A 6815-nucleotide genomic window follows, 5' to 3' on the forward strand; every position below is an offset into this window, starting at 1 on the left:
GCAGCCTGAATCAAGCAACGAAGCGCCCGAATTTCCCAGCGGGAAAAGTTCTGGATCCGCTTCAGCCCCGGGCAGCCACCCCATTACGGCATCTGACATCATCTGCACCACCGTCTACCAGTTCCCGGAACTGTCCGATGCGGCCAAGGAGAAAGCCCGCAGATGGTATCGCGAGGCTGCGTTCCACGACGATTGGTGGGATGTGGTCTATGATGACTTCGAGCGCATCTGCGACATCCTCGGGGTCAGCCTGAAGCGCCGTTCTGTTCGGCTGATGGGGGGCGGCACCCGGCAGAAGCCCTGCATCTGGTTTTCGGGGTTTTCGTCACAAGGGGACGGTGCTTCCTTCGAGGCGACGGTTGGACACGCCAATGGCTCCGCGCGCGAAATCCGCGCCTACGCCCCGCAAGATCAGATCCTGCACGGCATTGCCGACCGCCTGCAGGCCGCTCAGCGGCAGAACTTCTATCAGCTCAGTGCCGATGTGACCCACCGCGGGCGGTACTACCACGAGTATTGCATGAGCATCGACGTCTCGCGCGACAGCCCTACGGGTCAGCCACCTACCGCGGGCAGTGAAGAGACCGTTGTGGAGACGCTGCGCGATCTCGCCCGTTGGCTCTATCGGCAGCTTGAGGCCGAATATGACCATCTGACCTCGGACGAGGCCGTCGAGGAGGGGATTGTTATCAATGAATACACCTTCACCGAGGGAGGGCGGCGCTTCGGGTGATCGCGGTGGCCAAGATTTCTTTCGCCATCATCTGAGCGCGGCCTTGAAGGCCAAGAAATCCCTCAGACACCAGCAATTTCTCGGTTACCGTGTCAACAAGCTTCGGGCTCATGCTTTCGGTGACCCGAAGCGCCTCCAGACAGGCATCCGGAAACCTCGAGCATGCCTCAACGACATAGTTGGTACCCATAGCCTGGGCTACTGCTGCAATGTCGAACATATCCCGCGGCTGCAGGTGCGATCCGCGGAACACCACTTTCTTCGCGAGGATTTCAGCGGGCGTCTCGAGCCTGACGTTTCGTCCGCGAATTTCGGAAACAACAAACGGGCCCTCGGTGACCGGGTCGCAGCAGATGAAATCGATCTCACCGATACCGTCGAACACGATCTTCAAAGCGCGGGTACCATCGGTTTCGTAATCGCTCGGCGCAAGCGCCAGATCGTAGTCTTGCGTCTCAGGGTTCAGATAGGGGAGATACTGGGCATCGTCGATGAAGAGATCGATGTCGTGGCTTTCGCGATGTTTGATTTGAAGCATAAGAGCAGTGCCGCCGCCAAAGCTCCAGCCGTTCATCCCGATGCCCTTGGCGTTAGCCTGATCAATGATTGCCATTGCCATGTCGAATAGCTCAGGCCAGCGGCTCGGCAGAGGCGTATTCATTCAGACCGCGAGCGGCAGCTGAAAACCGGCGAGGACAGAGAATTTCTTGGCAACTTGGGTGACCGCGTCCTTGCTCACACCCATCTCGTCGATGAACGATTGCTGCAGTTTGGGCGACACTTCGGACAGGAAAGCGAAGACGCTGCAATCGTAGGAATCGGCACTCTTGAGATCGGCGATCTTTTCAGCAAGCTGCGCAGCCGTCACCAGCACGCCGTAAGGCGCGCTGACTGTCGACATCACCTTTGCGGCAACCGAGGCCATGGCATCAACTCTGTGCAGACTTCTATTCCATCAATGTAGTCGATGTCCCTCAACAAAGCAATAAAGCCCCATCTGCGCTGGTTTTCACCTGTTCCCGTCGATCCACTTCGACATCAGGCCCTTGTCGCGGAAGCATTCATCCGGGACAGCGCGGCGCTTGATGCAAGCGAGACGCTCAGCAAAGGCGACCTGCTTGGATGACGGCAGCTGGTCGAGCGCGGAGACCGGTTTCAGCCTGGCCTGCGCATCGATCCAGGAACTCAAAGCTCGCCGATCCTGCTGCACCTCCCAAGGTAGCAACGTCTGGTTGCGCAGCGCCAGTGACCGCGCATAGGCGATCTGCTTGGGCGTCACGGGCAGGGCAAAGGTCGTGGCTTCCATGGGATATCTCCCTTGTGGCGTTGAATTTGTATATAGAACATTACAGGAACAAAATCAAGCCGCGCATCCGTAGTTCCGGGGTTTGAAAGGCAGAGGGGAGCGGGAAAGGGCTAAGCCGAAGGGGGACAGAGAGAGTGCCCCGCCGGTTTGTCCTTGTCCCAATCCGGAGAACCCCGATGACGTTTCAGACTTCTGTTGCAACCGCGCTGTCGCTGGTTGCCCCGCTGCAATGCCCCGACACCGCCGACGCTATTTTGATCGTGGCGCAATCCCTGCAGCCGGATCTGGCGCAGGGTTTTCAGATTGACGCCTTGCGCCTGCGCGTTGAGATGGAGCGCGCCTTTGGCGGCTCCGATTCCGACGGTGCCTGGGATTGGAAGCTCGCCTATGAGGCTGGCGAGGTGGCGCTGGTCCTGTTCCTGCGGAAGTTTGGCCGCGCGCTGCTGGCCCGTGCCGGCTCGCCTGCAGCACTGTTGCCCACCCTCGCCAAGGTGGCAGGCCTCTTGCCCACGCACACCCGTCGCTCGGAAGAAATGGAGCGCTTCCAGCAATTCAGCACAACCCTGCCCATAGGGCTGGCGGCCTTGGCGGCGGCACAGATCACGCCCCGCGATCTGGTCCTCGAGCCATCGGCCGGGACCGGGCTTCTGGCGATCTTTGCGGAGATCACAGGCGGCAGCCTTGCGCTGAACGAGTTGGCCGACACTCGTGCCGACCTTCTGCGCCTGCTGTTCCCGGGCTGCCCGGTCACTCGCTTTGACGCCGCACAGATTGAAGATCACCTCGACACGAGCTTTCGCCCGAGCGTCATCCTGATGAACCCGCCCTTCTCGGTGGTGGCCCATGTCGATACCCGCACCACCGAGGCGACGGCCCGACATTTGCGCTCGGCCCTCGCGCGTCTGGCCCCCGGCGGACGGCTCGTCGCCATCACAGGGGCTGGTTTCGCGCCCGATGCGCCCACCTGGGTGGAAACCTTTGCCCGCCTAACCGAGTCCGCGCATCTGGTTTTCACCGGCGGGGTGTCCGGAGCCGCCTTCGCCAAGCATGGCACCACTTTCGAGACCCGGATTTCGGTCTTCGACAAATGCTGTGGTGGCGAAATGGGTGGTGTCACGGCTGACTTGCGCCAGCTGGCCTCTCCGGATGTAGCGCATCTCCTCGCCCGGATCACCGCCGAAGTTCCGCCGCGTCTCGAACTGGAACAGGTCGCAACAGCAAGTCAGAGCCGTTCTTCCCTCTTCCCGGGAAACTCTGCCCCCTCCACACGCAAGGCCATCGGAATTTCTCGCGCGACTCCGGTCGTCCAACCGGCCCAAACCATCGCGGCGATCGAGGCTGAAGAGCTCGCCTACACCCTGCGCGAGGAGCGCGAGAACGATGATGCCGCGCGCCTTTCGGATGCGATCTACGAGACCTTCCGCCTGCAGGCGATCGATACCCCCGGCGCGGTTCCACACCCGACCAAGCTCGTGCAATTGGCGGCCATGGCCTCGGTCGCGCCCCCAAAACCCAGCTACCGCCCGAAGCTGCCCGTTGCCGTGTTGCGCGATGGCCTTCTCTCCGACGCGCAGCTCGAGACAGTGATCTACGCGGGCGAAGCGCATACCGGCCATCTCGCAGGATCCTGGAACGTCGATGAGACCGGCGACATGGTTTCGGCCGCGGCGGAAAATGCCGCTAACGCCATCCGCTTCCGCCGCGGATTCTTTCTTGGCGACGGCACCGGCGCGGGAAAGGGCCGCCAATCCGCCGGGATCCTGCTCGACAACTGGGCGCAGGGTCGCCGAAAGGCGCTCTGGATCTCCAAGAGCGACAAGCTGCTGGAGGATGCGCAGCGCGACTGGTCGGCGCTTGGCCAGGAGCGCCTGCTGGTGACCCCGCTATCGCGCTTTGCGCAAGGCCGCGACATCCCGCTTTCTGAGGGCATCCTCTTCACGACCTACGCCACACTGCGGTCCGAGGAGCGAGGGGCCAAGAAATCCCGCGTCGACCAGATCGTCGATTGGCTGGGCGCGGATTTCGACGGGGTGATCCTGTTTGACGAAAGCCATGCCATGGCAAACGCTGCAGGATCGAAAAGCGAGCGCGGCGATACGGAAGCGTCGCAGCAGGGCAGGGCGGGCCTGCGCCTGCAGCACAAACTGCCGAATGCCCGCGTGGTCTATGTTTCGGCCACGGGGGCGACGACGGTCCACAACCTCGCCTATGCGCAGCGGCTCGGCCTTTGGGGAGGGGAAGACTTCCCGTTTGCGACGCGCGGGGAGTTTGTCGAGGCCATCGAGGCGGGCGGGGTCGCGGCCATGGAAGTGCTGGCCCGAGATCTCCGCGCCCTCGGCCTCTACACCGCGCGGTCGCTGTCTTACGATGGCGTCGAATATGAGATGCTCGAGCACGCGCTGACCCCGGAGCAGCGTGCCATCTATGATGCCTATGCCGGGGCTTTCGCCATTATCCACAACAACCTCGCCGCCGCGATGGAGGCGGCCAACATCACTGGCGAATCCGGCGGCACGCTGAACCGCCAGGCCAAGTCCGCCGCCCGCTCAGCCTTCGAGTCCGCCAAGCAGCGTTTCTTCGGTCACCTTCTGACGTCGATGAAGACCCCCACGCTGATCGCGTCCATCGAGGCCGATCTGGCGGCCGGACATGCCGCCGTCATCCAGATCGTCTCAACCGGCGAAGCGCTGATGGAACGCCGCCTGTCGGAAATCCCCACCGAAGAATGGAACGACATCCGCGTCGACATCACGCCTCGGGAATATGTTCTGGACTACCTCGCCCATTCCTTCCCGGTTCAGCTCTACGAGCCCTTTACCGATAGCGAGGGCAACCTCTCATCCCGGCCCGTCAAGCGCGACGGCCAGCCGGTGGAATGCCGCGAGGCCGCGCGCCGCCGCGATGCGCTGATCGAGCATCTGGCCTCGCTGCCGCCGGTGCCCGGGGCACTGGATCAAATCGTCCAGCGCTTCGGCACCGATGTCGTGGCCGAGGTCACAGGCCGCTCGCGCCGCATCGTGCGCAAAGGCGAAGGGCATGCCGCGCGGCTTGTGGTCGAATCCCGGGCGGGCTCGGCCAACCTGTCCGAAACCGCCGCCTTCATGGACGACCAGAAGCGCATCCTGATCTTTTCCGATGCCGGAGGCACGGGGCGCAGCTATCACGCCGATCTCGGGGCCAAGAACCAGCGCCTGCGCGTTCACTACCTACTGGAGCCCGGCTGGAAAGCCGATGCGGCCATCCAAGGCTTGGGCCGCACCAACCGCACCAATCAGGCGCAGCCGCCGCTTTTCCGGCCGGTGGCCACCGATGTGAAGGCTGAGAAGCGCTTCCTTTCGACCATCGCGCGCCGCCTCGACACGCTCGGCGCCATCACCCGCGGTCAGCGCCAGACCGGCGGGCAGGGGCTGTTCCGACCCGAGGATAACCTCGAGTCCCCCTATGCCCGCGATGCGCTGCGCCAACTCTATCGCCGGATCTATCGCGGCGATGTGGCCGGCTGCTCGCTCGGGGCCTTCGAGGATGCGACCGGCCTCAGCCTGACCGATGACAACGGGCTGAAGGATGACCTCCCACCGATCACGACCTTCCTCAATCGTCTGCTGGCGCTGACGATTGCGATGCAGGGCATCCTGTTTACTGCCTTCGAAGAGCTTTTGGCGCAGCGCATCGAAGGCGCCATCGCGACCGGGGTCTATGACCTCGGGCTCGAGACGCTGCGCGCCGAGAGCTTCCGCGTCACGGATGCGCGGGTAATCTACACTCATCCTGGCTCCGGTGCCGAAACCCAGCTTCTGACCATCGCAGAAAAGCGCCGCAATTCGCCGACCTCCCTCGCGGATGCTCTGGACTGGCTAGATGACCCAAAGGCGCGGCTTCATGTCAACAGCCGCTCGGGCCGCGCCGCGTTGCAGGTGCCTGCCACCAGCCTGATGCTGGATGATGGCACGATCGAGCCCCGCTTGAGGCTGATCCGGCCGACCGAGGCGAGCACGGTTCCGGCCAGGATCTTGGAAGACACCCATTGGCTGGAAGCCGACCGCACGGCCTTCGCCGCCGCCTGGACCGCGGAACTGGCCGAGGTGCCGGAGTTCTCGGAAGCCACGCTGCATATCGTGGCTGGGCTCTTGCTCCCGATCTGGAAGCAGCTTCCCCAGGACGAAACCCGCGTCTACCGGCTCCAAACCGATGACGGCCAACGCATCATCGGTCGCCGTGTCTCACCCGCCTGGGTCGCGACCACGCTTGCCGACGACGCGCCAAAACTCACGGCGGCGCAGGTCCATGCCCTCGTTCTGGAAGGCAAGACCGTGGTGCGGCTGGCTGAAGGGATGGAGTTGCACCGCTCGCGCGTCATGGGCGTCAACCGGATTGAGCTTTCCGGGTTCACGGAAGCGCAAAAAGACCGCCTCAAAGCCGATGGCTTCTTCTCGGAAATCATCGCCTGGAAGCTGCGCCTCTTCTGTCCGACGGATTCCGGCGGTGTGAAAGTGCTCGATCACCTGCTTGCACGTTTCCCCCTCCAGGGTCTAAATGCACGCAAAGGTTGTTAATCGTGTGTGCCATGTCATTGGAAACAGAAGAGATACTGCGAGACCTTTCGCAAAATGCCGAAAGCGTTTGCCGCCACTATCTTCCCGCCGGGAGGCGGGAAGGTTCTTACTGGATGGTCGGCGATCTGCAGAACAATCCGGGGAGATCGCTGTTTGTCAGGTTGACGGGTCCGACATCAGGGGCGGGCGCTTCTGGGAAATGGACCGAACATGTTGCGGCGAA

5 protein-coding genes and 1 pseudogene are annotated in these 6815 nt (G+C 62.8%); 3 read left to right on the top strand and 3 right to left on the bottom strand.

All coding sequences use genetic code 11. The annotated features are described in order from the left end of the window. The first annotated feature begins 82 nt into the window (after positions 1–82). Positions 83–733 carry an antitoxin gene (locus tag PARACOCCUSGL_RS0115975; RefSeq protein WP_040602244.1) on the top strand — a complete coding sequence of 217 codons (651 nt, stop codon included), beginning with the start codon at positions 83–85 and terminating at the stop codon, positions 731–733. Here PARACOCCUSGL_RS0115975 and PARACOCCUSGL_RS0115980 read toward each other — a convergent pair. The 3 genes from PARACOCCUSGL_RS0115980 to PARACOCCUSGL_RS0115990 all read right to left on the bottom strand — a co-directional run bounded on the left by PARACOCCUSGL_RS0115980 (position 705) and on the right by PARACOCCUSGL_RS0115990 (position 2039). Next, a complete protein-coding gene (locus PARACOCCUSGL_RS0115980; RefSeq protein ID WP_029372479.1) occupies positions 705–1394 on the bottom strand; it encodes a nucleotidyl transferase AbiEii/AbiGii toxin family protein in 690 nt (229 codons plus the stop codon). The two genes, PARACOCCUSGL_RS0115975 and PARACOCCUSGL_RS0115980, sit on opposite strands and share 29 nt — an antisense overlap. Continuing rightward, positions 1395–1658, bottom strand: coding sequence for a hypothetical protein (locus PARACOCCUSGL_RS0115985; RefSeq protein WP_010398697.1), 264 nt, complete (start codon positions 1656–1658; stop codon positions 1395–1397). A gap of 84 nt (positions 1659–1742) precedes the next feature. Continuing rightward, a complete protein-coding gene (locus PARACOCCUSGL_RS0115990; RefSeq protein WP_010398699.1) occupies positions 1743–2039 on the bottom strand; it encodes a hypothetical protein in 297 nt (98 codons plus the stop codon). 176 nt (positions 2040–2215) lie between these two features. Between PARACOCCUSGL_RS0115990 and PARACOCCUSGL_RS0115995 the strand changes: the two genes are divergently transcribed. Further along, positions 2216–6592, top strand: coding sequence for a strawberry notch family protein (locus PARACOCCUSGL_RS0115995; RefSeq protein WP_010398702.1), 4377 nt, complete (start codon positions 2216–2218; stop codon positions 6590–6592). An 11-nt stretch (positions 6593–6603) separates the two neighbouring features. Beyond that, a pseudogene (locus PARACOCCUSGL_RS22455) lies at positions 6604–6815 on the top strand (DNA primase); the annotation flags it as partial.

The sequence above is a fragment of the Paracoccus sp. TRP genome (assembly GCF_000185925.1).
GTDB classification, from domain to species: Bacteria; Pseudomonadota; Alphaproteobacteria; order Rhodobacterales; family Rhodobacteraceae; genus Paracoccus; species Paracoccus kondratievae.

Excerpts from the sequence above, each read along its gene's own strand:
- PARACOCCUSGL_RS0115980 (WP_029372479.1), bottom strand. The coding sequence starts at position 1,394 with ATGAATACGCCTCTGCCGAGCCGCTGGCCTGAGCTATTCGACATGGCA.
- PARACOCCUSGL_RS0115985 (WP_010398697.1), bottom strand. The coding sequence starts at position 1,658 with ATGGCCTCGGTTGCCGCAAAGGTGATGTCGACAGTCAGCGCGCCTTAC.
- PARACOCCUSGL_RS0115990 (WP_010398699.1), bottom strand. The coding sequence starts at position 2,039 with ATGGAAGCCACGACCTTTGCCCTGCCCGTGACGCCCAAGCAGATCGCC.
- PARACOCCUSGL_RS0115995 (WP_010398702.1), top strand. The coding sequence starts at position 2,216 with ATGACGTTTCAGACTTCTGTTGCAACCGCGCTGTCGCTGGTTGCCCCG.